A 23,862-nucleotide genomic window follows, 5' to 3' on the forward strand; every position below is an offset into this window, starting at 1 on the left:
GGCAGGACCACGTCGGCATGGTCCTGCCCGTCAGCCTCTCTCCGTCAACGGCTGGCGTCCCGTGCCCGGTCGGCCTTGAGCACCTCGATGATCGATTCGCCGATGGCCTGCGCAACGGGCGGCGGAAACGCGTTCCCGACCTGCCGGTACTGGGCCGTCTTGCCACCCGTGAAGTCCCACTCGGTCGGAAACCCCTGAATGATCGCGGCCTGTCGAACCGTGAGCATTGGGCCTCCGGCACGGAACAGATCCCGGTCCTCAGTGCCGGTCGGCTCACCGTTTACTGGAGCGTTGGCCACGCCCATGCCCGAGACCCCTAGCGCTCGCCATGCCTTCTTAGCCCGGCTAGGGCCGAGGTCGGCGCCTCCGTGTTTCTTCGAGCCGCCGACAAGCGTGGGAGCCACGTCCTTACGAGCTTCCTTCTTCCAGTCGTCGAACACCTGCTGTGCCTGGGCGGCCCGAGGCCCGCCCTCAAACGGCTTGATGCGCTCCTCCATCGTTTTCTTAAGCGCATCGAAGACGGTGACCCTCTTGGCACTGGGCGCTGGAGCTTCGTACTTCAGATCCTTGAGTACGTCCTTCCGGAAGGCGACGAGGATGGAGCGAGGCCGAAGCTGCGGAACGCCGAACTTCTCCGCCTCGTATACCTCCCACCCCACAACCTCATAGCCGGGCAGTCCGTCGCCGTCAGGCTCCATCTCCTCAAGGCTGGCCTGGATTCGTGACCTGTAGTCGTCGAACTTGGCGTCCATGAGGCCACGGACGTTCTCGATCATCACGGCCCGGGGGCGGATGAGCTCGGCCAGCTCCAGGATGCGCGGGAAGAGATCACGTTCGTCGTCCTCACCGAGCTGCTTGCCAGCGTGGGAGAAAGGCGGGCACGGGACGCCGCCGGCGAGTAGGTCAACCTCACCCCGCCGATACAGACCGGCACTCTTCTCCAGGTCACGCTCGGGATCAAACTCAAGCACGTCTTTGCAGAGAACATCGCAGTTGTCGCGCTCCCAGTCCCACTTCGGGTGCACCTCGATGTTTTCACGCAGGGTCGCCGCCGCGTACTGGTCGATCTCGACCAGGGCAAGGTGTCTGAAACCGGCCAAGTGCAGTCCGATCGCCTGTCCGCCAGCGCCGGCACAGATCTCGATCGACGTGTAGCCCCGGTCAGTCCCGGTCATGGCCCCTCCTCTTGCACGAATTCCACTGACGCCTCATACGGCAGCCATCACAGAGGGTGACATGACCCACTGACATTGCGACTCGACACGGCAGCACACACTAGTGTGCGGCATCCCCTGCCCCACCTTGGTCACCAACAGCATGGCAATTTCGAATGCCCGTACGATACCGCTGTGGCGAAAATCAACTGGGCGCGTGACGAGCTGCTGCTGGCCTGCGCCCTCGTCGTCGAAAACGGCTGGCGTGAGCTGCGGCCAGCCGACAAGCGGGTGCAGGACCTGTCCAAGATCCTCAGGAAGCTTCCGTTGCACGATGGTGCGGCGGCAGATCCAAAGTTCCGCTCTCCCGGCAGCGTCAGCCACAAGACTGGCGACATCGTGACAGCCCGTGTCGGATATCACGGGATCGCCACGAAGGGCGGCCAGCTGACCCGCGAGGTGGTGGCCGACTTCACAGAGCGCACCGACGAGATGCTCTCCGCCGCCCGGGCTCTGTACGCGGGCGTGACATCCGCCGAGATCGTCCGCATCCCCGCCCAGGAAGGCGAGACGGCCTTGGCACGTGAGGGGCAGCTCCTCAGCCGTTGGGCGCTTTACCGTGAACGGAACAAGCCCCTGCGTGACCGGAAGATCCAGGCGGCCCTGGAAGAGGGCACCCCTCTGCGGTGCGAGGTGTGCTCGTTCGACTTCACCGCCGCCTACGGCGAGCTGGGAGACGGCTACATCGAGGTCCACCACAGGCTGCCTCTCCACATATCGGGGGTGACGGAGACCCGGGTGGCGGATCTTGCCCTCTTGTGCGCGAACTGCCACCGCATGTGCCACAGGAGCTTCCGTGGAGAATCCTGGCGCACACCTGACGCCCTCCGGGAGCAGTTGCGGAAGTCCGACTAGGCAGCGCCCGCTAAGCCGCATCCGCATCCGCATCCGCCTCATAGTGCATCTGAGCCCGGTCGAGAACATCGTCCGGGTCGTGACCGCAGGCTGCGGACCAGTGGAGCAGGTCGGCGATCAGTGCGATCGCCGACTCCTCCAAGCCGGTTTCTCGCACCCTCCCTCCACGGTCGGCACGACCGGCCTGATAGCCCTCCAGCGTCTCGACCACTCGCTCAATACGACGGCAGTTACTCCCCGCACCGAGCCGGATCTCGCACCACACCGTCTTGCCGACGGCGGTCAGGACGGTTCCCCAGTCCTCCGAGAACGTCGCAAGGAGGTGCAGGCCCCGGCCGCACTCCTCTTCGCACTTCGCCGACTTGAGGACCGGGATCGTACGACTCTTGTCGTGGACCTCCACCCGCAGCCGTTCGCCTCTCCATTCAAGGACCAAAGTCGCCGACGTGCCCTCGCCGACGTGCTTAAGAACGTTCGTCGCCAACTCCGCCACCAGCAGCCCGGCCTCGCCGGTAGCCGCAGGCAGACCCCATCGGCTCAGTTGCCGTACCGCAGCCTTCCGAAGCAAGCGCACCTCCGTCGGCACCGCTTCAAAGGGCAGGACACAGCGGAGTTGAGGCTCAGGGACCTCGCAACCAGACATGTCGGCTCCTCCCTTCCAGGCCACGCGCATGCTGCGCCTGCCGTATCCGCACGACTGCAGCGCGTAGCGATCCGTAAGCGAGGATGACATAGAGAAATCTCTCTGTGTAACTTCTCATGAGAATCCATCGAGTGAACCTGCTGGCCGGGCGGTTCCCCGCTGCCTAGCCTGAGGGCGATCACCGGGCGCGGACGAAGGAGTCGTATGTCCGAGCGGACCACCACCCGCCGCCGCCAACTGGGCGCGATGATGCGCAAGTTGCGTGCCCGTAAGGGCCTGACACTTGAGGAGGCGGGAGGGCTCGTAGGCGTCTCCAAGGCCACCGTCAGCCGGTACGAGACCCAGGCAGGGCCGGTCAAGTGGATCGTCATCGACGCCCTGTGCCGCGAGTACGGAGCAACCGAGGCTGAGCGCCGCGCCGTTGTGGGACTGGCGAAGAATGCCAAGCAGCAGGGCTGGTGGAGTTCCTTCGCCGACTCCATCCCCGAGAGCATGAATCTACTGCTCACGCTTGAGGACGAAGCGGTGAGCGAAAACCACTTCTCCTGTGTCTACGTCCCTGGCCTTCTGCAGACCCGCGCCTACAGCACGGCGTTGCAGAAAGCGAACGAAGTACCCCTGGAACCGGGGGAAATCGAGCGGCTGGTCGACATCCGCCTAAAGCGGCAGGACATCCTCAGCCGGGCCAGGCCACTACGGCTCTGGGCGATCCTCGACGAGTCCGTGATCCGCCGGGTCGTCGGATCACCGCAGATCATGAAGGAACAACTCGACCGGCTTCTGGAAGCGAACGAGTCGCCCCACATCACCCTCCAGGTGCTGCCCTTCTCCCAGGGCGCCCACGCCGCCGCCTTGGGCAGCTTCGTCATCATCGGCGGGACCGAGCCGGCCCTTGACGTGGTGTACGTCGACTTCCACACGGGCTCGCTCTTCCTGGAGAAGGATGAGGAACTAGACCGCTACAGACTTGCGTTTGAGTACCTTCGCGCCCAAGCGTTGGACATGGAAGCTTCCTCATCCGTGATCCAACGCATCCGCCAGGAGCTGTGAATGCCTGTCAACACCAGAGCGGCCGATGAACCCAGATGGTTCAAGTCGTCGTACAGCGGAGGCAATACGACCGAGTGCCTTGAGGCTGCCCTCGGCCGAGTAGATGTGCTCATACGCGACTCCAAGCGGCCTGATGGACCTCGCTTGAGGATCTCCGTCCAGACGTGGGGCAGATTCGTGGCCGACGTGGCGGAGTGAGCGATCACCTGTCCCCTAGTCGGCGGCCGTTGACGCGCTGTTGGCAACACCCCGACTCCCTGCGACAGTTGGACGCGTCGGCTGAGACGCGGGGGAATGAGCGGGGCTGTGGTGCAGAGGCGTCGGCAGATCGTGCTGTGCGTGTGTGCTGTCGTACTCGCGGTTCTCGCCGTCGGCTATCCGCGCAGCGCCGATGACGTGGTGGCCGCGACCCAGTTCAGCATCGCCTTCTTCGCCACGTTGCTGACAGGCGAGGCCGTGATCTTCGCGCTCACGTTCTCGGCAGCCAGTTCCTGGCCGTCCCTGCGGGCGATAGACAGCCACATCGCCTTCCGGGAGTGGGTGCTCATCGGCTGGGCCGCCGCCCTCTTCACCGCCTGCGGCCTGCTGGGTGACAACAGGATCAGCGCCACCTACGGCGCGTTGCTGTTCCTGCTGGCCAACATCTTCGGGATCTTCTCGTTCATCCGGCTCTTCGGTCTGGCCAGCGTCGGCGGTCGTAACCGGCTGCTGTGCCGCACCCTCGCCGAGGCGCTCGGCCGGCCGGACATGGGTTCGGCGGCCCACAACTTCGAGAACGGCCCGGTCGTCAACGCCTACCTCGGCGCCATCAGTCAGGCCGTGACCAGCAACGATCCGACCGCTGTCCGGAACCTCGTGGACCAACTGGTCGAGGCCGAGGTGGCGGTGGAGGCGGCCGAGAACGCGATCGCCCTCCATGTCGACGTCCTGCACCGGCTCGCCCGCGCCGCCCTGGTCAGCGGGGCCGATCCGATCCAGGCGACGTCTTGTGCTCACGCCCTGGTCGATTCCGTCGTACGGCTGTGCCGGACCCTGCCCGAGCCCGCCCCGCCACTCGGCGCCCTCAGCCGCTACCTTGCATGGCTGGCCGACGCCGCGCTGCTGATGTCCGTACGAGGCGTCGCGTCGAATCGGTCCGCCCGTGAGCTGGTCGCTCTGAGCACCGACGCCCGGCTGAAGATCCTGCGCTGTGTGGACCCGGACCCCAAGTCCGCCACTGACCACGAAGAACTCGGCACCCTTCTCAGCGAGCCGCTCCAAGTCCTGCTGTGGAGCTCCGACTTCGCCGAGTTCCACGGTGCGCACCAGGCCAGCGCCATGTACGGCGTGTACGAGATCCTCACCGGCACGAAGTTCATGGGGAACTACTGGGACGGCGCGTCCATCCTCACCCAGTTACGTCAGTCGCTGTTCGGTGGCGACGACGCCGTGACCACCCCGGCGGCGGACGCCACTCGTGCCGCGTTCGGCGGCGTCGCGGAGTACGACCATTTCTGGGCGCTGGCCTCGGTGACCGCGCTGGCCACCCTGCGGGACTGCCGCGTCGCTCACCCGCCCGAGCTGGTACGTCCCGAGTTCACCCCTGACCATCAACTGCTGGGCGCCTACCTGCGGACGTTCGCCACTCACCGCTACTTCGCCACGGCCGAGCACGCACGTACGGCCCTGCTCGGGCTCCTCTCCCGGACGGCCCCGGCAGGATCGGTGAGCGACCGGGTACACCACGGCAGGGTCAGTCGCACGTACCGCGTTCCCGCCCCGCACGTGGAGCCGCATCAGCGACCCGCCGCGGTGATCCTCGCCGTCGCGTGCCGGCTGGCTCCGCTCGCGCCCGGCGAGGAAGACACAGAACTGCGTGGCTTCCTCGCCATGCTTCCCTCCGCCGGGCTGAAGGCCACCGCCGGTCTGGCTGCCCGCGTCCTTCCTGGTGCGGCCGAGGAGAACGAGCCAATCGAGGCAATCGTCGTCGGTCTCAAGGTCCTGACCCTGGTCGGGGCGCACACCCGGGAGGGGGCATGACGGAACCGGTCATAGACATGGCCATCTGGCGCGAGCGCATCGCCGCGCTCCGGTCGAGCGACGTGACGGCGACCGTCCTCGTGCAGTGCGGTCTGCTGTGGCTCCAGCCGGGCCTCGTCGGCCTCCGCAACGAGATCGATCAGGCCGTCATGAACGCTCAGTTGCAGCGCGGGGCCGCCCTCACCGTCGACCGCGTGATCCTGCACAACCTGCCTGTCGTTTCCGGTACCGCTGCCCGTCCCGCCTCTGTCGACCGGGCGTTCGAGGAATGGCACCACCGGCTGTCGGCCACCAGTCTCCTGCTCTGTGCGTCCGACCGGCCGGCGCCCAGGATCCACCGTCTCATCCTCGACGGTGACCAGTCGTCCGCCCCTATCCCGGATATGGTCGAAGTGCTGGACAACGGCGACTGGACCGACCACCAGCGGGCCGGGCTGGCGCTGGACATCATCCATATGGTCGGCGCAACCACGCCCCTCACCGGCTATGACATGGACCTGGACGGCCCCTTCGGCGACGCCGATCCCTCCATCTACATGTGAGCGTGGCCGCGCGCGGCCCACCAGAAACTTGGAGACCAGGTGCCCTTCTCCCCCGAGACCCCCGAGGACCACGTCTTTCTCGCCCAGGCCATCGAGCTGTCCCGCCATGCCCTGGAGGACGAGGGCAAGACTCCGTTCGGCGCCCTGGTCGTCATCGACGGGGAGGTCGTGGCCACCGGCACCAGCTCGGTCGTCGAACTGCGGGACCCGACGGCACACGCCGAGGTCATGGCCCTCCGTGCCGCCGGCGGCAAACTCGGCCGCCACCTCATGGAGGACGCCGTGATGTACTCCAGCAGCGAGCCCTGCCCCATGTGCCTGGTGGCCTGCTACTGGGCCCGCGTCTCACGCCTCGTCTACGCCGCCACCAGCCATGATGTCGGGGTCAACGGATTCGAGGACCTCCAGTACTACCGCGAACTCGCCGTCCCCAACGCGGAGCGCACCCTTCTCGCGGAAACCCCCGTCGGAGGCGAGTCCCGGGAGATCGCGGCGGGGGCGCTGGCCAGTTGGGCCGACAAGTTGGCGTTCCCGGTGGAGCCCAAACTCTGAACCTGCGGACCGACGAGACTTGTTGATGAGTTGCCCGGGCTTTGCAGCTGCTTCCGGAGAGGTCGGCCTCGCGGGAACGGCAAGTCCCCCGCGGCAAATCACCGCGGGGGACACTCTCCATGCGGGGTCGGTCAGAGCGCGTTCTGCCCCACGTCGAGGCGGTCGATCCAGCCGCCGAGGGACTCCCAGCCGGACCAGCCGTTGCTGGGCGCCGTCTGCCACATGTGCCACACCGCCTGGTCCGCGCCCCGGGCGAAGACCTCAAGCCTGCCGTCGTTGTTCTGGCTGACGGACAGGTCGTCGATCCAGCCGCCCAGGGATTCCCAGCCCGACCAGCCGTTGTTCGGAGCCGTCTGCCACATGTGCCACAGGGCCTGGTCGGAGCCTCGCGCGAAGATCTCCAGTCGGCCGTCCGCGTTCGGCACAACCTGGATCATGTCGATCCAGCCGCCCAGGGACTCCCAACCGGACCAACCGTTACTGGGTGCCGTCTGCCACATGTGCCACACGGCACCGTCGGCACCGCGTGCAAAGATCTCCATGCGGCCGTCGGCGTTGCGGGCTGTGGTGAGCTTGTCGATCCAGCCCCCGAGGGATTCCCAGCCCGACCAGCCGCCGCCGGGTGCCATCTGCCACTTGTGCCATACGGCCTGGTCCGAACCGCGCGCGAACATCTCGAGGCGTCCGTCTGCGTTGTGGTCGACGCTGATCAGGTCGACCCAGCCGCCGAGGGACTCCCAGCCGGACCAGCCGTTGCTGGGGGCGGTCTGCCACTTGTGCCACACCGCCTGGTCCGCGCCTCGGGCGAAGATCTCCATGCGGCCGTCGTTGTTCTGGGCGACGGACAGCTTGTCGATCCAGCCGCCCAGGGACTCCCAGCCCGACCAGCCGTTGTTCGGAGCCGTCTGCCACATGTGCCACACCGCCTGGTCGGCACCCCGGGCGAAGATCTCCATGCGGCCGTCGGCGTTCCGGCCGTGGGTGATCATGTCGACCCAGCCGCCCAGGGACGCCCATTCCGACCAGCCGTTGTTGAGGGCGGTCTGCCACTTGTGCCACACCGCCTGGTCTCCGCCGCGGGCGAGGATCTCCATGCGGCCGACCGCGCTTTGCGAGGCCTCCCGTACGGCCGCGCCCACGTTGAGGAAGGTGCCGACCTGCTTGGCCGGGTCCGGGTCCGCGGAAACCGGCGTTCCCGTCGCCCGGAGGATGCGGCGCGCGTCGGCGTGGGTGAGACCGGGATTCGCGGCCAGCATCAGCGCCGCCGCACCGGCGACCTTCGGCGTCGCCCCCGACGTACCGCCGAAGCCGTTGCGGTACGCGGTGTCGGAGCCGCTGTCGCACGTCAGGTCGTGCGAGCTGTCACCGGGGGCGCAGACGACGATGCGGGAGCCGTAGTTGCTGAACCAGGCGCGCCGGTTGACCGAGGCGTCGTACGCGGTGGCGCCGACGAGGATCGAGCCCGTCTCCGGGATCGGCGAGCCGTCGTCGGCCAGTGAGGCGTCCCTGTCGCCGTTGCCCGCCGCCACGCACACGACCACGCCCTCTGCGATCGCCGTCCTGATGGCCGCGTTGACCGACGGCACCTGCTCGTAGTTGCCGAAGTCGCCCGTCTGGACCTCGAGGATCACGACCTTGCGCCGGCCGCCGCTGTCGGTGGTGCGCACCCAGTCGATGCCGCGCGCCCAGGAGTTGCCGCCGACGCCCGGGCCCGTGCCGGAGTCCGCCTGGACCGGCCACAGCGAGGAGTCGTACGCGATACCCGCCATGCCGACGCTGTTGGTCGAGGCACCGCTCAGCCCCAGGACCGCGGTGCCGTGGCTGACGGAGCCGCCGTGGGTCACGTCGGTGGTGCCGTCGAAGGAGTTGAATGTGCGGGCGATGTTGGGCGCGAGATCCTGGTGCGAGGTGCGGCAGCCCCAGTCGACGTCGGCGATCACCACGTTGCGGCCGGTGGAGCGGCGCCATGCCTGGTCGACCCCGCAGCGGAAGATGTACCACTGGTTCTCGAGTCCCGTGGCCGTGTCCACGACCACGGTGCCGCTCGTCCCCACCAGCGGCTCGGTCAGCGGACCCGCCGGGGCGAGCGGCCCCGCGGCGGTGACCGTCGGGGGCAGCGCGGTGGGGACGGCCATGGCCCGCTGGACCTCGGGCAGCGCGTCCAGGCGCTGTGCGATCGAAACGGTGTCGGCGTCGTCGGCGAAGTGCAGGGTGAGGAACCGTGCCAGATGCGGGATCTCGTGGCCCTGCGCGGCCGCGTTCGCCTGGACCGCGGTGGCTTCCTCCGGCGTGATCTGGAACGTCGGCTCCGCGCCGACGAGGTTGTTGGCCTCGAGGATTCTGTTGAACCCGGTGAGCGTCGGCCCTTCGGTGAGGCTGCGCACCTCGGCGGGCGCGCCCTCGCCGCGCTCTGCGAGTGCGGGGGTGACGCCTTCGCGGAACTCGACCTCCACGACACCGGGTTCGTAGGACGGCCCGTGGGGGGATATGCCCTCGGGGCCGCCGAAGCGTGGGAGCGGGGCAGAGCCGTCGTCCGGCGTCGCGGACGGGCCGCCCGCCGAGGGTGTGCCGTCCGGCCGCGCCCGTTCGACCGGCTCCTTCCGGCCGGTCATGGCGGTGGCCGGCGTCGGCATCGCCGCCCCCGAGGGTGCGGGCATGCCCGGTGTCGGCATCCCGTCCGGCCTTCCGGAGGCGGGCGTCGGATTCATGCCGGGCGCCTGCATGCCCCCGGCCTCGGGGCGTGCGGCGGCCGTCTTGCCGCCGGGGACCGGCATGTCACCGGGCCGCCCGGCGGCTGTGCCGGACGTCGAGGGGACGGGCATGCCGGACGCCTGGGCCGAGGGCTTGTAACGGCCGTTACCGGCGTCGGATCGGTTGCCGTGATGTGCCATGGTTCCTCCGAACGATGAGCGGAAGCCGCCCTGGGCAGGACGAACTCGCCGTGACGACATCAGGGCGAGTTCGGAAGGCGTGAACAGGAGTCGGGTCGGGTCCCGGAGTGGTCACGGGCGCCGTATGCCGATGCCGGGCACCACACAATGTGCGCATCGGCACATAAATCGACAGTACCTCTGTTCGAGTCACCCTGCCCGCGCAGCCATGCGAGCTCCGGCCGATGCGCTTTCGACCCGCACGGTCTCGGGCGGGTTCCGGTCATCCCCTGCGAGGCCGACTGCGGTGGCCCCGGACGGCCTGGCCGGCCGAGTGCTGGTCCAGTCGCCTTCTCAGGAGCCGGACGCGCCCAAGAGGCCGTTCGCCGCCCGGTCGATCTTCGTCAGTGCGCTCAGCAGATGCCGCCGCTCGGTGTCTCAGAACACGAAGGGGCCCGGGGACAACGGCGTGGCCGCCCGGCAGGAGAACGTGATGCCGAGCATCACGAAACGCAGGCCGTAGACGCCGCCGACGGTGTCCAGGCTCTGCCCGAGTTCGACCGTGCCCTCGAGCGGGCCGGAGTCGAGCGGGTCGCCTGCGAAGAGGGTCGGGTTGGAGAGGGTTCCGGTGAAGGTGGTCGGCTCACCGGTGATGGTGTCGTAGAGCACCAGGGTGGTGGTCATGGTGTACGCCGGGATCGTGACGGGGGCGGTTGTCCCGGGCAACTCGACTGTGATCGTCGCGTCGGTGCCGTTCTGGGTGGCCGTGAAATCGGCGGTGGTCCACCCCAGGGTTCCGCAGTCGTACTGGGCCGTGGCCCACATGGGTGTCACGGCACCCGCCCCGGGGGCCAGTGCCACCGTGCCGGCCAGCAGCGCGGCGGAGGCGGCAGTGATCACCGCGGCGCGTAACTTCCCCTTCGTGCGTCTCATGGCTCACTCCTCTTGCGGAGATCCTCGCGCCTGACGTCGTGTCAGACATCGGCCACATTGACGCGCAGGGAGCACGAGAAGGCAAGCGACACGAGCTCCGCCGCATGCTCAAGTTCCTCTTTCTGAACCGAGGTTGACGCGCGTTCGCCCAGAGAGGGATCATCCACTGCCAGGCGCCGACGGACGAAGCCCCGCGTAGGTCGCGGAGCCGCGCGCATACCGGCCCGGTCGGTGGACCGATGAACCGATGTCCCGTCGCGCGCATCCTCCATTCCGTCACTTGATCCTCCGAGGTCTGAGGACCCATTCATGAGCGCAAGCAATCCCAGACGCGGCGACGCGTCGAAGTCCCGCCGTCCGGCCCTGCTGACCGCCGTCGCCGCGCTCGCCGTCGCGGGTGGGACGGCCGTGCCGGTGCCGGCGCTGGCCGCCGGTGGAACCCCGGTGGCGGCGACCTCGCTGCAACAGGACTTCACGGCCGCCGCCGACGCGTACCACGTGCCGCGTCAGGTGCTGCTGGCGGTGGCGTACCAGGAGTCGGCCTGGGACACGCACGCCGGGCAGCACAGCACGGACGGCGGCTACGGTCCGATGCATCTGACGGACGTCACCCCGGCGATGATGGCCGGCGGCGACGCGGGCGCGGCGGGCCGTGGGGAGTTGGCGAGGCTTGCCGGTGCTCCGGCCCTGCACACCCTTCAGGCCGCCGCGAAGCTGACCGGTCTGTCGGCCCAGAAGTTGCGTACCGATCCGGCGGCCAATATCCGCGGTGGTGCGGCCCTGCTCGCCTCGTACCAGAAGGCCGTGACCGGGTCGGGCTCGAAGGACTCCACCGACCCCGGCAACTGGTACGCGGCCGTGGCCCGTTACAGCCAGTCCACCGCGCGGCAGGGCGCCACGGCCTTCGCCGACCGTGTCTTCGCCACCGTGAAGAAGGGCGTGCACCGCACCACGGCCGACGGCGAGCACGTGAAGCTGGCGGCTGACAGCGATGTCGCCCCGGCCACCCGCCAGTTGGCCTCCCTGGACCTGAAGTCCGCGGCGGACACCGCCACCGAGTGCCCGACCACCGTCGCCTGCACCTTCGTGCCGGCGGCGCCGTCCAACGGGCAGGTCTCCAACCGCCCCGCCAACGGTATCCGGATCGACAGCATCGTCATCCACGACACCGAGAGCTCGTACGACGCCGCCATCACCACCTTCGAGCAGGCGGGCGGCGCCGCCGCGCACTACGTCATGCGGTCCTCCGACGGCGCGGTGACGCAGATGGTGCCCACGAAGGACCTCGCCTTCCACGCGGGCAACTACTCGACCAACATGCACTCGATCGGCATCGAGCACGAGGGCTACGCCGCGCACGGTGCCACCTGGTACACCGAGGCGCAGTACGAGGCCACGGCCGAGTTGGTGAAGTACCTCGCCGCGCGTTTCGACATACCGCTGGACCGGCAGCACATCATCGGCCATGACAACGTCGCCGGGCCGAAGTCGTCCCTCGTCTCGGGCATGCACTGGGACCCGGGCCCGTCCTGGGACTGGAACCACCTCATGAGCCTGCTCGGAGTGCACACCGGGCGGCACGGCGTCGGTCCCGTCGGCTCGGTGGTCACGATCGCCCCCCGTTTCGCCGACAACCTGCAGACCGTCCAGATCTGCCCCTCCGACGACCCGACCGGCGCCACCACCGCGTGCACCGAGACGCAGCAGGCGTCGAACTTCGTCTACCTGCGCACCGGGCCCAGCGACACCGCTCCCCTCTTCGGGGACCAGGCGATTCACCCCGGCGCGGCCGGCACCGACCGGATCAACGACTGGGGCAGCACCGCGGCGGCGGGACAGCAGTTCGTGGTCGCCGATCAGGATGGCGACTGGACCGCCGTCTGGTACAGCGGCGCGAAGGTGTGGTTCCACAACCCGCACGGCTGCAACACCGCGCCGGCCCACGGCGTGAAGGTGATCACGGCGGCCGGCAGCTCCCCGGTGGCGGTGTACGGCTCCAGCTACCCGGACGCCGCCGAGTACCCCGCGGGACTGTCGCCCTCGACGCAGGCCGCGCTGAGCATGTACTCCGTACCGGCCGGCCAGGCCTACGTGGCCACCGTGGCGCCGTCCCTCACGGACGACTTCTTCCCGTCCAGCGGCACGGTCGTCACCGGCGCCAAGGCGATGTACACCATCCAGTACAACCACCGGGTCGCCCTCGTGTACGCCTCGGACGTCACGTCCACGGACTCATGACGGTCCTCTGACCGCACCCCGAAGGGGGTAGGGGGTGCCCAGGGAGGTTCCGGCCTCCTGGGCACCCCCTGGCTGTATAAGGCATGGACATGCACGGCCGCGGTGCCAGGATGAGGGCATGACGACAATCAACGGGGAAGTCGCGGTCGGGTTCGAGGGCGTGCGGGAGGCGTTCGCCGCCAACTTCGAGCAGCGTGGGGATGTCGGGGCCGCCGTATGTGTGTATCGGGACGGGCGGCCCGTGGTGGACCTGTGGGGTGGGGTCGCTGATCCCGATACCGGGCGGCTCTGGGAGCGGGACACCCTGCAGCTGGTGTACTCCGCGACCAAGGGGGTCACCGCCACCGTCGCGCATCTGCTCGCCCAGCGTGGGGAGTTGGATCTCGATGCGCCGGTGGCCGCCTACTGGCCGGAGTTCGCGGTGAACGGCAAGGCGGAGATCCCGGTGCGGTGGCTGTTGTCGCATCGGGCCGGGGTGGTGACCGTGGAACCGCCCGTGCCGTTGGAGGCCGCGTTGCGGTGGCAGCCGATGGTGGACGCGCTCGCCGCTCAGCGGCCCGCGTGGGAGCCAGGGACCGCGCACGGGTACCACGGGCGGACCTTCGGGTGGCTGGTCGGGGAGGTGATCCGGCGGGTGTCCGGGCGTACGCCGGGGCGGTACTTCGCCGAGGAGGTCGCGGGGCCGCTCGGGCTCGACTTCTTCATCGGGCTACCGGCGGCCGAGCGCGGTCGGGTGAGCCGGATGGTGTATCCGAAGCCGGAGGTCGACCTGAGCACCGTACCGCTGGATCTCGTGCCGCCGGAGGTGCGGGAGCTCGTCGCCGCGTTGCAGGATCCGGACTCGCTGAGCAACAGGGCGTTCGCCGTCACCGATCCCGTCGAGATCGACTTCAACTCGGCCGAGGTGCAGGCCGCGGAGCTGCCCGCGTCCAACGGGATCGGTACGGCGCGGGGGCTGGCGCGGATGTACGCCGCGCTGATCGGGGAGGTGGACGGGGTACGGCTGTTCACGCCGGAGACGCTCGCGTCCGCGGCCGCGGAGCAGGCCGCCGGGGTGGACAAGGTCATCATGCTGCCGATCCGGTACGGGTCCGGGTACATGTTGCCCGTCGAGACCAACCCGATGACCGGTCCCCGCGCGTTCGGGCATCCCGGGCGCGGCGGGTCGCTGGCCTTCGCCGACCCCGAGCACGGCATCGCCTTCGGTTACGTCATGAACAGCATCGTGGAAGGGGCGGAGGACCCGCGGGCGTCCGCCCTCGTCGACGCGGTGCGGGAGGCGCTGGCCCGCTGACCGGGAGACGAGAAGGAGAGAACGGAAGCAATGAGCCGCCCCTGAGAATTCTTTGAAACATTTGGCCCGGCCCACCGCATCAATGAGGTGGAACGGCAGGGCGATGGGGACGGGGGAGACTGCGGATGGGGCAGGGGCCTGGGGAGGACTTCGCCGAGTTCGCCGCGGCGCGGGCCGGACATATGTACCGGTCCGCCTGCCTGCTCACGGCCGGGGACACCCATCTCGCGGAGGACCTGGTGCAGGAGGCACTCGGGCGGATCTACCTCCGGTGGGGCCGGGTCTCCCGGGTCGGGAATCCCGCCGGGTACGCGCAGACCGTGCTCACCCGGACCTTCCTCGCGCACCGGCGCCGGTTCAGCAGCAGTGAGCGGGCCAGGGACTCGTTCCCCGACCTCGCCGACACCGGCGCCGATCCCTCGCTCCGGCTGACCCTCCTCGACGCGCTCGCACGGCTGCCCGCCAAGGACCGGGCCGTCGTCGTCCTGCGGTACTGGGAGGACCGGTCGATACACGAGACCGCGGACGCGCTCAACGTGAGTTCGGCCGCCGTCCGTACGCGGTGCGTGCGCGCCCTCGCGCGGTTGCGGGAGCTGCTGGGCGAGGACCTCGCCGAGTACGCCCGCTCCTGACCTCAAACTCGTGGAAACGGTGGTTCGTCATGCCCGTGGAGCAGCAGCACAGCGACGGCAACAGCGGTAGCGATCCCTTCGAACTCCGGCTCGCCGCCGCCCTGCACGACGCCGGCGACACCTTCGACACCGACCGGGGCGCGCTCGCCGCCGCCGGTACGGTGCGGGGTCGGCGGCTACGGCTGCGGCGGCGGACCACCGTGCTGGGCGGCGCCGCCGGTGTCGCGCTGGCCGGCGTGGGCGGTGCGCTGCTGGTGCCCTGGGGCGGGTCGTCGCCCGCACGGCCGCTCGCCGCCGTGAGCACCACCCCGCGCGTCACCCAGTCCCCGACCGCCTCCGCCACCCGGGCCGTCACCTCGGACGACATGATCCGCACGCTGGAGAGGCTGCTGCCGAAGGGCACGTTCAGCAAGGCGGAGGGTCGGGGCGTCGACAAGGGCGCGCCGCTCGTGGCGCCGTACGCGCAGCTCGTGTACGACGACGGGCACGGCGCCGCCGCCATCAGCGTCGCCGTGAACCGGGTGCTGCCCGGCGGGTCCGACGCCCGGCAGGCCGTCCAATGCCCGGACAAGGTCTTCATCCCGTACGACAGTTGCGCCACCAGCCATCTGCCCGACGCTTCCGTCGTCACCGTCGTGAAGGGGTACGAGTATCCCGACCGGCGCGTGGACACCAAGCTCTGGACCGCGAACCTCGTCACCCCGGACGGCCATCACGTCACCGTGAGCGAGTGGAACGCCGCCGCCGAGAAGGACGCGCCGATCAGCCGGGACCAGCCTCCGCTGTCCGCGGCACAGTTGAGGACCCTCGCGGCCGCGGCGGACTGGCGTGGGGTCGTCGACGCCATTCCGGAGGATCCCCGGCAGACCCAGGAGCCGCCCACGGGGCAGGACGACGGCGACGGGGGCAAGGCGATCCGGCAGACCCTCGCCTCGCTGATTCCCAAGGGGCTCAAGGTCGTGGCGCACGGGGCCGATGACGACGACCAGTTCACCTACGTCGTCGTCGACGACGGCAAGGGCAGGAGTCTCGTCCAGATCAATGTGCAGCCGGACATGTCCGATGTGGCCGATGACTTGTTCGGCAGCGGGTCCGAAACCCTGTCCGACGGGACGAAGGTCGCCGAGCGGCAGGGGCCCGGGGAGAAGGGGGGCGACGGGGTTGTCATGTGGACCGTCGACACCATGCGCACCGACGGCTTCCGTGTGGTGATCAGCGCCTTCAACTCCGGCTCCCAGCAGACCGCCGCGACCCGCTCCGCGCCGGCGCTGACCATGAAGCAACTGCGCGCCATCGCGCTCAGCCCGAAGTGGCGGTCATGACGGCCGCGGTCGTCTCCTGGGCGGAGCAGGGTTGACACGGGTCGACTCATGTTCGGTCCGTGCCGCCGCCCCCGGGTTAGCCTCGGGAAATCCAGCCAGAAGCTGGCAGAAGGTGGCAGAAGGAGACGGGCATGGCCAGGGTTCCCAGTTCGGTGATCGCCGCGAGCGGGCTTGTCGGAGGGTACGGCGTGGCCCGGTGGACGAAGAAGCGGCCGCTGGGCGGGGCCGTGCTGGCCGTCGCCGGGGCCGCGGCCGCGCAGCAGTGGCGGCGGCGGGCGGGCGGGAAGGCCGCCGGGGCGCTGTCCGTCGCGTACGTCGCCGCGTTCGCCGGGTCGCATCCGCTGGCCAAGAAGGTCGGCGCGTGGCCGTCCGTCGTCGGCGTGGCGGGCGCGGTGGCACTGGCGTCCTGGGCGGTCGCCGACCGGCGCGCCTGAGCGGCGTCCACGCCAGGCGCTCCGCTGGAAGTGCCGTGCTCGGCCGTCGCCGACCGCGGCACCGTCGTAGCCGGTCGCGCGGTTCCTCCCCCAGCCCTCGGCGGGGGTACGCCCAGCGTCCCTTCGGGGCACGGCCGCACCGCAGCGGACTTCACCGGCCCTGCTCGGCGCGGACTCCCGCCAGGAGGCGTCCGCGCTGCCGAACGCCCAGCGGTACCCGGCGAAACGCCTAAGACGCGTCCGCGCTGCGGAACGCCCAGCGGTACCCGGCGGAACGCCTAAGACGCGTCCGCGCTGCGGAACGCCCGGCGGTATGCCTGTGGGCTCGTGCCGACCACTCTGCGGAAGCGTTCCCGGAAGGCCGTCGGGGAGCCGAAGCCCGACTGGGTCGCGATGCGTTCGACGGGGTGCGCGGTGGTCTCCAGCAGGTGCTGCGCCCTGCGCACCCGCGCCCGGTGCAGCCACTGCAGCGGGGTCGTGCCGGTCTGGTCGCGGAAGCGGCGGTTAAGGGTACGGGTGCTCATGCCGGCCCGCGCCGCCACCTCCTCCAGGGTCAGGTCCCGGTCGCAGTTGTCCTCCAGCCAGCTCAGCAGGGGCTCCAGGGTGGCACCGGCCGGGGCCGGCGGCTGGTCGTGGGCGATGAACTGGGCCTGGCCGCCCTCCCGTTCCAGCGGCATGACCGACATCCGGGCCGCGTGGGCGGCGACCGCCGAGCCGTAGTCCCTGCGGATCAGGTGCAGGCACATGTCCATGGCCGCCGCCGCGCCCGCCGAGGTCAGGAACTGGCCGTTGTCGACGTACAGGACGTTCGGGTCGACGTCGATGTCCGGGTGCAGCGCGGCCAGGGTGTCGGCCGCGACCCAGTGCGTGGTGGCGCGCAGGCCGTCCAGCAGGCCGGTGGCCGCGAGGACGAACGCCCCGACGCAGACCGAGGCGATCCGCGTGCCGTCCGCCGCCGCCGCGCGCAGGGCCTCGGCGACCTCGGCCGGCAGGGCGCAGGCGGGATCCGCGACGCCCGGCACGATGATCGTGTCCGCTTCGGCCAGGGCGTCCAGCCCGTACGGCGCCCGGACGGTGAACGCGCCGCCCGCCGCCGTCACCTCGTCCGCCGGCCCGCACACCCGCACCCGGTAGGCGTCCCGGCCGTCGGGCAGCCGGGCCCAGCCGAAGGTGTCGATCGGCACGGTGAAGTCGGACGGGATGACCTGGTCCAGGACCAGTACGGCGACGGTGTGCATGGCAGGAACGTACCTCTTCGACGGGTTGCCGCCAATCCGGGGCGGCTGCCCGCAGCCCTTGGCGCGTACTCCTGGCGAGAATCCGTCGAGTGGTGGCAGTATTGCCGCTTCTGCGAGATCTTCCGGCCGCCTACGGTCGAGGCCGTGACCAAGTTCCTCCTCGCCGTCCATGTCCTCGCGGCGATCGTCGCGATCGGTCCCGTCACCGTCGCCGCCAGCATGTTCCCGCCGGCCGCCCGGCGCGCCATCGAGGCACCGGACGACGTCCGGGCCGCCGAGACCCTCCAGTTGCTGTACCGGATCTGCCGGGTGTACGCCGTCGTCGGTGTCGTCGTCCCCGTGTTCGGGTTCGCCACCGCGAGCAATATGCATGTGCTGGGCAGTGCCTGGCTGATCACGTCGATCGCGCTCACCGCCCTCGCGGCCGTCGTCCTCGCCGCGCTGGTGCTGCCCCGGCAGAGCGCGCTGGTGGAGGGCACCACGGAAGGCGGCGCGAAGGGTGCCACGCTGCAGGCTACGGCCCGACTCGCCATGTTCACCGGGGTGTTCAATCTGCTCTGGGCCGCCGTGACGGTTCTGATGATCGTGCGGCCGGGGTCGACGACCGGCGCCTGAGCGACCGGTTCCGGGTTTCTGTTATCGGGACCGTGCCGGTCCGTCTCCCAGGGCATGCACATGACTCGACAGATCAGCCGCCGGAGTCTGCTGAAGGCCTCGGGAGCGGCGGTGGGGGCCGCCGCGGGGATCGCCGCGGCGGACCGTCCCGCCGCGGCGGCCGACGGGGCCTTCGCCCATCCCGGCCTGCTGCACACCCGTACCGATCTCGACCGCATGGCCGCCCGGGTGAAGGCGGGCGCCGCGCCCTACGCGGCCGGGTTCGCCCGGCTCACCGCCAACCGGCACGCGCAGAGCGGCTGGCAGGCGCGGCCGCAGGCCGTCGTGTACCGGGGCTCGGGCACCCCGGAGAACTACGCGCTCCTCTACAACGACGTCCACGCCGCGTACCAGAACGCCCTGCGCTACCACGTGACCGGCGAGAGCCAGTACGCCGACACCGCCGTCGCCGTCCTCAACGCCTGGTCGTCCACCCTCACCGCGGTCAACGGGTCAGCCGACCGGTTCCTGGCCGCCGGACTGTACGGCTACCAGTTCGCGAACGCCGCCGAACTCGTCCGTGACCACGGGGACTTCGAACTCGCCCGCTTCCAGGAGATGCTGAGCAAGCGCTTCGGCGCGGTCAGCGACGACTTCCTCGTCCGGCACAACGGCGCCGTCGTCTCCAACTACTGGACCAACTGGGACCTCGCCGCCATGGCCTGCGTCCTGGCCACCGGCATCTTCTGCGACGACCGCGCCCAGGTCGCCCGCGCGGTCGACTACTTCAAGCACGGCGACGGGCTCGGGGCGATCAGGAACGCCATTCCCGTCGTGTACGACGAGGAGGCGGACGGCGGGCTGGGCGAGTGGCTGGAGGCGGGGCGCGACCAGGGGCACGCGCTGCTCGGGGTCGGGCTCATGGGCACGTTCTGCGAGATGGCCTGGAACCAGGGGATCGACCTGTACGGGTACGACGACAGCCGGTTCCTCAAGGGGGCGCAGTACGTCGCCAAGTGGAGCATGGGCGGACAGGTGCCGTTCACCGCGAGCACGCGACGCAAGGGAGCGATCGGGGGGTGGTCGGGGAGTGAGACGGTGACGGCCGCGGCGGGCGTCGATCCGTCGATGACGCGGCCCATCTGGGCGATGATCGCCAACCACTACACCAGGCGGCGGGGCCTGCCGGCGACGTACGTCACCCGGATCGCGGCGAAGGCCGCGCCGGAGGGCGGCGGCGGGGACTACGGGCCGAACAGCGGGGGGTACGACCAACTGGGCTTCGGGACTTTGACGTTCACGCGGGACCGGACGGAGGCGGCAGGGGGTGCGACGTCCTCCCCGAGTCCGACGGCACCGGCATCGGCACCGCCTTCCGCGTCCGCTCCGGCGTCCGCGTCCGCTTCGGCGTCCTCCTCCCCGTCGGTCATGGGCAAGGGCGGCGACCTCGCCGCCACCGGCTCCGGTGACGTCGTCGGATGGACCGCGGCCACGGGGATCACCGCGCTGGCGGGCGGGCTGCTGTTGCTGCGGAGGCGAGGGCGGGAGCGCGGGCGCCGGGCCGGCTAGGGGCCGTCCGCCGGGGCCGGAGGGGCCCCGGGCTTGCTCCACTCGTGGGTCCTGATCGCCCGTTCGGCCGTACGGCGGGCGGCTCAGGGCTTCTCTCCCCGCTTCGAGCGGCCAGGATGGCCGGAGAGTCAGCCATGGTGCGGGGGAACCGCGAGCGTCTGGAGACACACACAGGTGACCGTTCTCAACGACCCCGAGCACTCGGCCGTCCCGCATTACGACAGCGAGGTGCCGCTGCGAGGCCGGCAGCCCGGCAACGTGATGGTCAAGTGGTTCACCACCACCGACCACAAGACGATCGGCACGCTGTATCTGATCACGTCGTTCGCGTTCTTCCTGATCGGCGGTGTGATGGCGCTGCTCATGCGCGCCGAGCTCGCCCGTCCCGGCCTGCAGATCATCTCGAACGAGCAGTACAACCAGGCGTTCACGATGCACGGCACGGTGATGCTGCTGATGTTCGCGACGCCGCTGTTCGCCGGCTTCACCAACTGGATCATGCCGCTCCAGATCGGCGCGCCGGACGTCGCGTTCCCGCGGCTGAACATGTTCGCCTACTGGCTCTACCTGTTCGGCTCGTCCATCGCGGTCGGCGGCTTCCTCACCCCGCAGGGCGCGGCCGACTTCGGCTGGTTCGCCTACACCCCGCTGTCGGACGCGATCCGCTCACCGGGCCTCGGCTCCGACCTGTGGATCATGGGTCTGGCCTTCTCCGGCTTCGGCACCATCCTCGGCGCGGTCAACTTCATCACCACGATCATCTGCATGCGCGCCCCCGGCATGACCATGTTCCGCATGCCGATCTTCGTGTGGAACGTGCTGCTGACCGCCGTCCTGGTCCTCTTCGCCTTCCCGGTCCTCGCCGCCGCGCTGTTCGCGCTGGAGGCGGACCGCAAGTTCGGCGCCCACGTCTTCGACGCGGCGAACGGCGGCGCGCTCCTGTGGCAGAACCTCTTCTGGTTCTTCGGCCACCCGGAGGTGTACATCATCGCGCTGCCGTTCTTCGGCATCGTGACCGAGGTGCTCCCGGTCTTCTCCCGCAAGCCGGTCTTCGGCTACATGGGCCTGGTCGCGGCCACCATCTCGATCGCCGGCCTGTCCATCACCGTCTGGGCGCACCACATGTACGTCACCGGCGGCGTCCTGCTCCCCTTCTTCGCTTTCATGACCTTCCTGATCGCGGTACCGACCGGGGTGAAGTTCTTCAACTGGATCGGCACCATGTGGAAGGGCTCGGTGTCGTTCGAGACGCCGATGCTGTGGGCGACGGGCTTCCTGGTGACGTTCCTGTTCGGTGGTCTGACCGGGGTCATCCTGGCCTCGCCGCCGATGGACTTCCACGTCTCCGACTCGTACTTCGTGGTGGCCCACTTCCACTACGTGGTCTTCGGTACGGTCGTCTTCGCGATGTTCTCCGGCTTCCACTTCTGGTGGCCGAAGATGACGGGCAAGATGCTCGACGAGCGGCTCGGGAAGATCACCTTCTGGACGCTGTTCATCGGCTTCCACGCCACGTTCCTGGTCCAGCACTGGCTGGGCGCCGAGGGCATGCCGCGCCGGTACGCCGACTACCTGGCACAGGACGGTTTCACCGCGCTGAACACGGTCTCGTCGATCGGTTCGTTCCTGCTCGGCCTGTCGATGGTGCCGTTCCTCTACAACGTGTGGAAGACGGCCAGGTACGGCAAGCCGGTCGAGGTCGACGACCCGTGGGGCTACGGCCGTTCGCTGGAGTGGGCGACCTCCTGCCCGCCGCCGCGGCACAACTTCGTCACCCTGCCGCGGATCCGCAGCGAGTCCCCGGCGTTCGACCTGCACCACCCCGACATCGCCCTCGCCGAGGCCGAGGCCCACGGCGTCCACTCATGACCGACGCGGAACACCGGGTGGGCGGCAGGCCGCGGCAGGAGGCCGAGGGGGACCTCGCCAACCAGGTGGAGGGATACCTGCTGTGGCAGGCCAGGATCGCGGAGGCCGAACAGCGGGCCCGGGAGTTCACCGGGCGTCTGGACTGGCTGACCACGTCCCAGCGTGACGAGGTCGAACGCCACTACGTCGAGGACAGCCTCAAGCGCGCCCGGCAGGACCTCGAACGGATCGCCGCCCGGTGCGTCTCCCTGCGGGGCGAGTACGAGCGGCGGTACCGCGGGCTGCGGACACGCTGTGCGGGATGGGCCATGGCCGTGTGCACAGGCGCCGCCTGCCTGGCAGCAGCCGTGTCACTGGGCCGCTGAGCACCCTCTTCGGCCGCGCGGCCGGGTCGCCGGGGCGCCGAGCGGCCCGAAGGCCCCCTGTACCCCGCCCCACCACCCGTACCGCCTCCGCCGCCCCTACGCGGGGGCCTTCGCCGTCCCGCCCGGTGGCGTCGCCGCCAGTGGTGTCGCGATGTCCTCCAGGGACCGCCGCTCCGCGTTCACCGCGCACAGCGCCGCCACCAGCCCCGCCGCGCACATCAGCCCCGCCCCGATCTGGAAGGCCAGCACCGTGTCGCCCACCTTCCCCGTCCCCGTCAGGTCGGCGAACAGCAGGGGCCCGCTGATGCCGCCGGCCGCCGTGCCCAGCGCGTAGAAGAACGCGATCGACATGGCCCTCGTCTCCATCGGGAAGATCTCGGACACCGTCAGGTACGCACTGGACGCTCCCGCCGACGCGAGGAACAGGACCGCGCACCAGCACGCCGTCAGCGTGCTCGCCGTCAGCGCGCCCCGGCCGAACAGCCAGGCCGTGAGGAAGAGGAGCAGTCCCGACCCGAGGTACGTCGAGGAGATCATCACCTTCCTGCCCACCGTGTCGAAGAGCTTGCCCAGCAGCAGGGGGCCGAGGAAGTTGCCGACCGCGATGACCGCGAAGTAGTAGCCGGTGTCCCCCGTCGGCACGTCGAAGAACTTGGTGAGGATCACGCCGAAGCCGAAGGTGATCGCGTTGTAGAGGAACGCCTGGCCGATGAAGAGGGAGAAGCCGAGGACGGCCCGGCGGCGGTAGTCGTGGAAGACCGTGCGGGCGATCTCCCGGAAGCTGACACCGGACCGCTGGTGGATCACCAGCTCGCTCGCCGGTTCGGGGAGCGGCTCGCCCTTCTCGGCCTCCACCTGACGCTCGATGGAGGAGACGATCTCCTCCGCCTCCCGCTCCCTGCCGTGGATCAGCAGCCAGCGCGGGCTCTCCGGGACGTTCCGTCGTACCAGCAGGATGACCAGGCCCAGGACCACCCCCAGCGCGAAGGTCAGGCGCCAGCCCACGTCCTTCGCCAGGAAGTCCGTGTTCAGGGCGACGATCGAGAGCAGCGAGCCGCCGACCGCGCCCACCCAGAAGCTGCCGTTGATGATGAGGTCGACGCGGCCGCGGTAGTACGCCGGGATCAGTTCGTCGATCGCGGAGTTGATCGCCGCGTACTCGCCGCCGATGCCGAAGCCGGTCAGGAAGCGGAAGGTGAAGAACCACCAGGGAGCGAAGGAGATCGAGGTCAGAGCGGTGGCGGCCAGATAGACCACCAGGGTGATCATGAAGAGCTTCTTGCGGCCGTGGCGGTCGGTCAGACGGCCCCAGAAGAGGGCACCGAAGCAGGCGCCGGCCACGTACAGCGCGGCCGCCAGGCCGGTGACCTGGGAGGAGGAGATCGCGAGCCCGCTGCCCGGCTCCGACAGGCGGCTCGCGATGTTGCCTACGACCGTGACCTCCAGGCCGTCCAGGATCCAGACCGTGCCCAGGCCGATGACGATCGTCCAGTGCCAGCGGGACCAGGGCAGGCGGTCCAGGCGGGCCGGAATGCGGGTGGTGATCGTCCGACCGCTGCCGCCGTCCACCCCGTCCACGCCCACGTCCGCACCCGTAGCCATCCGCGCCTCCTCGGCCGGGAAGGAAAC

Annotated in this window: 21 protein-coding genes; 15 read left to right on the forward strand and 6 right to left on the reverse strand. The window is 69.7% G+C overall.

Annotated elements, in window-relative coordinates:
* Positions 1 to 44: 44 nt before the first annotated feature.
* Positions 45 to 1,175 (reverse strand): DNA cytosine methyltransferase, encoded by a 1,131-nt coding sequence (locus tag ACZ5K7_RS05155; protein ID WP_468910584.1) that lies wholly within the window; start codon positions 1,173 to 1,175, stop codon positions 45 to 47.
* A 174-nt stretch (positions 1,176 to 1,349) separates the two neighbouring features.
* Here ACZ5K7_RS05155 and ACZ5K7_RS05160 point away from each other — a divergent pair, with 174 nt between their 5' ends.
* Positions 1,350 to 2,069 (forward strand): HNH endonuclease, encoded by a 720-nt coding sequence (locus tag ACZ5K7_RS05160; RefSeq protein WP_468910587.1) that lies wholly within the window; start codon positions 1,350 to 1,352, stop codon positions 2,067 to 2,069.
* A gap of 10 nt (positions 2,070 to 2,079) precedes the next feature.
* Here the strand turns inward: ACZ5K7_RS05160 and ACZ5K7_RS05165 are convergent, their stop codons facing one another.
* Positions 2,080 to 2,712 (reverse strand): ATP-binding protein, encoded by a 633-nt coding sequence (locus ACZ5K7_RS05165; RefSeq protein WP_468910590.1) that lies wholly within the window; start codon positions 2,710 to 2,712, stop codon positions 2,080 to 2,082.
* A 204-nt stretch (positions 2,713 to 2,916) separates the two neighbouring features.
* Between ACZ5K7_RS05165 and ACZ5K7_RS05170 the strand changes: the two genes are divergently transcribed.
* The 5 genes from ACZ5K7_RS05170 (at position 2,917) to ACZ5K7_RS05190 (ending at position 6,875) form a co-directional block, all read left to right on the forward strand.
* The gene (locus ACZ5K7_RS05170; protein ID WP_468910593.1) at positions 2,917 to 3,762 is read left to right on the forward strand and encodes a helix-turn-helix domain-containing protein; all 846 of its coding nucleotides are present in this window, start codon (positions 2,917 to 2,919) and stop codon (positions 3,760 to 3,762) included.
* Positions 3,763 to 3,960 carry a DUF397 domain-containing protein gene (locus ACZ5K7_RS05175; protein ID WP_468910596.1) on the forward strand — a complete coding sequence of 66 codons (198 nt, stop codon included), beginning with the start codon at positions 3,763 to 3,765 and terminating at the stop codon, positions 3,958 to 3,960.
* Between the two features lie 108 nt (positions 3,961 to 4,068).
* Positions 4,069 to 5,781 (forward strand): hypothetical protein, encoded by a 1,713-nt coding sequence (locus ACZ5K7_RS05180; protein ID WP_468910599.1) that lies wholly within the window; start codon positions 4,069 to 4,071, stop codon positions 5,779 to 5,781.
* Positions 5,778 to 6,323, forward strand: a complete 546-nt coding sequence (locus tag ACZ5K7_RS05185) for a hypothetical protein (protein ID WP_468910602.1) — start codon at positions 5,778 to 5,780, stop codon at positions 6,321 to 6,323. The genes ACZ5K7_RS05180 and ACZ5K7_RS05185 overlap by 4 nt, the downstream gene beginning before the upstream one ends.
* Positions 6,324 to 6,362: 39 nt before the next feature.
* On the forward strand, positions 6,363 to 6,875 hold the full coding sequence (locus tag ACZ5K7_RS05190) for a nucleoside deaminase (RefSeq protein WP_468910605.1): 513 nt from the start codon (positions 6,363 to 6,365) through the stop codon (positions 6,873 to 6,875).
* A 131-nt stretch (positions 6,876 to 7,006) separates the two neighbouring features.
* Here ACZ5K7_RS05190 and ACZ5K7_RS05195 read toward each other — a convergent pair whose 3' ends face one another.
* Together ACZ5K7_RS05195 and ACZ5K7_RS05200 are read right to left on the reverse strand one after the other, a co-directional pair.
* The gene (locus ACZ5K7_RS05195) at positions 7,007 to 9,766 is read right to left on the reverse strand and encodes a DUF8189 domain-containing protein (RefSeq protein WP_468910608.1); all 2,760 of its coding nucleotides are present in this window, start codon (positions 9,764 to 9,766) and stop codon (positions 7,007 to 7,009) included.
* A gap of 417 nt (positions 9,767 to 10,183) precedes the next feature.
* The gene (locus tag ACZ5K7_RS05200) at positions 10,184 to 10,678 is read right to left on the reverse strand and encodes a hypothetical protein (RefSeq protein ID WP_468910611.1); all 495 of its coding nucleotides are present in this window, start codon (positions 10,676 to 10,678) and stop codon (positions 10,184 to 10,186) included.
* Positions 10,679 to 10,987: 309 nt separating this feature from the next.
* Here ACZ5K7_RS05200 and ACZ5K7_RS05205 point away from each other — a divergent pair, with 309 nt between their 5' ends.
* The 5 genes from ACZ5K7_RS05205 (at position 10,988) to ACZ5K7_RS05225 (ending at position 16,598) form a co-directional block, all read left to right on the forward strand.
* The gene (locus ACZ5K7_RS05205) at positions 10,988 to 12,916 is read left to right on the forward strand and encodes an N-acetylmuramoyl-L-alanine amidase (RefSeq protein ID WP_468910613.1); all 1,929 of its coding nucleotides are present in this window, start codon (positions 10,988 to 10,990) and stop codon (positions 12,914 to 12,916) included.
* Positions 12,917 to 13,034: 118 nt separating this feature from the next.
* Positions 13,035 to 14,210: a serine hydrolase domain-containing protein gene (locus ACZ5K7_RS05210; protein WP_468910616.1), complete on the forward strand. Its 1,176-nt coding sequence runs from the start codon at positions 13,035 to 13,037 to the stop codon at positions 14,208 to 14,210.
* A 125-nt stretch (positions 14,211 to 14,335) separates the two neighbouring features.
* The gene (locus ACZ5K7_RS05215) at positions 14,336 to 14,842 is read left to right on the forward strand and encodes a SigE family RNA polymerase sigma factor (protein WP_450972482.1); all 507 of its coding nucleotides are present in this window, start codon (positions 14,336 to 14,338) and stop codon (positions 14,840 to 14,842) included.
* Positions 14,843 to 14,871: 29 nt separating this feature from the next.
* Positions 14,872 to 16,164, forward strand: coding sequence for a hypothetical protein (locus ACZ5K7_RS05220; protein WP_468910620.1), 1,293 nt, complete (start codon positions 14,872 to 14,874; stop codon positions 16,162 to 16,164).
* Positions 16,165 to 16,295: 131 nt separating this feature from the next.
* A complete protein-coding gene (locus ACZ5K7_RS05225) occupies positions 16,296 to 16,598 on the forward strand; it encodes a hypothetical protein (RefSeq protein ID WP_450972480.1) in 303 nt (100 codons plus the stop codon).
* 278 nt (positions 16,599 to 16,876) lie between these two features.
* Here ACZ5K7_RS05225 and ACZ5K7_RS05230 read toward each other — a convergent pair whose 3' ends face one another.
* Positions 16,877 to 17,836 carry a GlxA family transcriptional regulator gene (locus tag ACZ5K7_RS05230; protein ID WP_468910623.1) on the reverse strand — a complete coding sequence of 320 codons (960 nt, stop codon included), beginning with the start codon at positions 17,834 to 17,836 and terminating at the stop codon, positions 16,877 to 16,879.
* Between the two features lie 144 nt (positions 17,837 to 17,980).
* Here ACZ5K7_RS05230 and ACZ5K7_RS05235 point away from each other — a divergent pair, with 144 nt between their 5' ends.
* The 4 genes from ACZ5K7_RS05235 to ACZ5K7_RS05250 all read left to right on the forward strand — a co-directional run bounded on the left by ACZ5K7_RS05235 (position 17,981) and on the right by ACZ5K7_RS05250 (position 22,233).
* Positions 17,981 to 18,451, forward strand: coding sequence for a DUF2269 family protein (locus tag ACZ5K7_RS05235; protein WP_351701151.1), 471 nt, complete (start codon positions 17,981 to 17,983; stop codon positions 18,449 to 18,451).
* A 60-nt stretch (positions 18,452 to 18,511) separates the two neighbouring features.
* On the forward strand, positions 18,512 to 19,999 hold the full coding sequence (locus tag ACZ5K7_RS05240) for an alginate lyase family protein (RefSeq protein ID WP_468910627.1): 1,488 nt from the start codon (positions 18,512 to 18,514) through the stop codon (positions 19,997 to 19,999).
* Between the two features lie 174 nt (positions 20,000 to 20,173).
* Positions 20,174 to 21,868: an aa3-type cytochrome oxidase subunit I gene (gene ctaD / locus ACZ5K7_RS05245; protein WP_351701154.1), complete on the forward strand. Its 1,695-nt coding sequence runs from the start codon at positions 20,174 to 20,176 to the stop codon at positions 21,866 to 21,868.
* Positions 21,865 to 22,233: a cytochrome C oxidase subunit I gene (locus ACZ5K7_RS05250; RefSeq protein WP_468910630.1), complete on the forward strand. Its 369-nt coding sequence runs from the start codon at positions 21,865 to 21,867 to the stop codon at positions 22,231 to 22,233. The genes ctaD and ACZ5K7_RS05250 overlap by 4 nt, the downstream gene beginning before the upstream one ends.
* A gap of 96 nt (positions 22,234 to 22,329) precedes the next feature.
* Here ACZ5K7_RS05250 and ACZ5K7_RS05255 read toward each other — a convergent pair whose 3' ends face one another.
* Positions 22,330 to 23,835 carry an MFS transporter gene (locus ACZ5K7_RS05255; protein WP_468910633.1) on the reverse strand — a complete coding sequence of 502 codons (1,506 nt, stop codon included), beginning with the start codon at positions 23,833 to 23,835 and terminating at the stop codon, positions 22,330 to 22,332.
* Between the last annotated feature and the right edge of the window lie 27 nt (positions 23,836 to 23,862).

The organism is Streptomyces sp. NPDC031497 (assembly GCF_055580905.1).